1 protein-coding gene is annotated in these 1836 nt (G+C 32.8%); it reads right to left on the bottom strand.

The window, feature by feature from the left end; translation table 11 throughout:
* Positions 1-992 precede the first annotated feature (992 nt).
* Positions 993-1836, bottom strand: an 844-nt coding sequence (locus F6K13_RS31365; protein ID WP_287289613.1) for a TM0106 family RecB-like putative nuclease, incomplete at its 5' end; no start/stop codon positions are given.

Below are 1836 nucleotides of genomic sequence, written 5' to 3' on the forward strand. Positions count from 1 at the left end.
TTATAGGAAAAAATGGCGTTGGTTAATCAAGCTATGAAACCTAAATTTTGCTAAATATAAAATGCTTTTCAGTTAATAGTTAGGCAATTGCCATTAAAGCACAATCATAGCCAAAATCACCAATGCCGAAAAAAGTATTTTTGCAAATATGATATCCACCCGAAAAACATAATAAAAAACAGGGAAAAAGTTGAATTTTTATAATTTATGGAACGTAAGCATTCAGCTATTAGCTGTCAGCTATCAACAATAATAACTTACCTTTAAGGAAGGAGTTTAAATGAATATAGAATTTAAAAATTTTGTCATAAGATTTAACTCTGACTAGATTAATACAGGGCATTGCTGAATTAAGGTATGAAAGTAGGTTTATAGGGAACAGGGAACAGGGAACACCGGATCTGGGAAAAGTTAATATTAACAAGTAGTTCAAACCATCCAAAATCAAAAATCCCAAATACAAAATTATCAAATCATACCCAGAATCAGCAACGCCTAATACAGCTTTGAAACTACACCAAAAGCAATAGCTGATAGCTAATAGCTGACGGCTGAATGCTTACTATGGAACTTATCATTTTTTTATTGTACGAATAAATCACAAATTAAGATGTAACGAACTTTTTTGAATTTGGTATTATTTTCTATTAATATAGATAACATAATACTTTCTCACCTTCCTTCTTCTTAATTATGAATAATTGCTTCTTCTTTCTTCCTTCTTACCGAATCATTAAGGTTTAAAGCCTCTCCTTTAAAAGAGAAACAAGCGGTCGTTAGCGCAGCTTCCCGAAGGGTGGGATGGAGATCTTCGGAGCGGGTCTGTAAGAACGGGTCTCCTCGCCATATCCAATCGACCAAGAGAGAAAAAATTTTCATGATTAGTCAATCCTCTTCTTTTCAAGGAGAGGTAATAATATAATAATTAATAATTAATTGTTGAACTATTCCTTCTTCCTTCTTCCTTCTTCCTTCTGAAGACTTTACCTTGTCTATCCGACGGTTCCTATATCTAACTCCTGACTCGGTCCTCCTGACTCGGTTCTCCTGACTCCTTCTTCTAAAAATTTTAACAACCATTCTTTAATATAATAAGTAGCATAACAATCGTCTTGATTATAAATAATAATTGCATCTAAAAAAGAGCGATCGCCAGTTTTCAACCATTCTTCATACCAACAGACAGATTGAGCGCCATTAGCTTCGGGATTCCGCCATTCAAAACCTAACCAACGAGCAATATTTTTGAGGGAATAACTTTCTACAGGCAATATAACAGTTTGAGTAACAACTTTATGAATATCCACAAATCTTTTCAACAATGGTTTCCACAGATAATCTGGAGTGTTATAAAGTTTAGCTAATTTTTTGACAGTTTGAATTTCATACTCACAGAAGTGATAAATTGGAGCTATAGGATATTTCCAAACTAAGTTTAAAAATTGATACCAAATAAATTCTTCATCTAAGGGATTTTCGGCTAAATTAACATAGAATTTTTCTGTATTTGTGCGTTTATCAACTACTAAGACACCATGTAAATAATCTAGATTAATGTCTGGTTGAGCTTCAATATCAAAATATATTTCAACAGGAGCATTGACTATCCTAGTTAATTTGTAATAATTAATTGGTAAAGTTTTACTATCTATTTCTTCGGTCAACTTTTCATTTCTAATAATTACTTGATTTTCCCAGACAGATTGAGCTTGCTGCACAACTTGTGTACCGACTCCATCAGCAAATTCAGGATAAACTTCTAAGTCATTAGGATTAGCAGAACTTAGGGATTCTAAAGTTATCAAATCGAGACTTTTCAACACAGCATAACGATTA

Source organism: Okeania sp. SIO2B9 (assembly GCF_010672505.1).
Lineage (GTDB): Bacteria > Cyanobacteriota > Cyanobacteriia > Cyanobacteriales > Microcoleaceae > Okeania > Okeania hirsuta.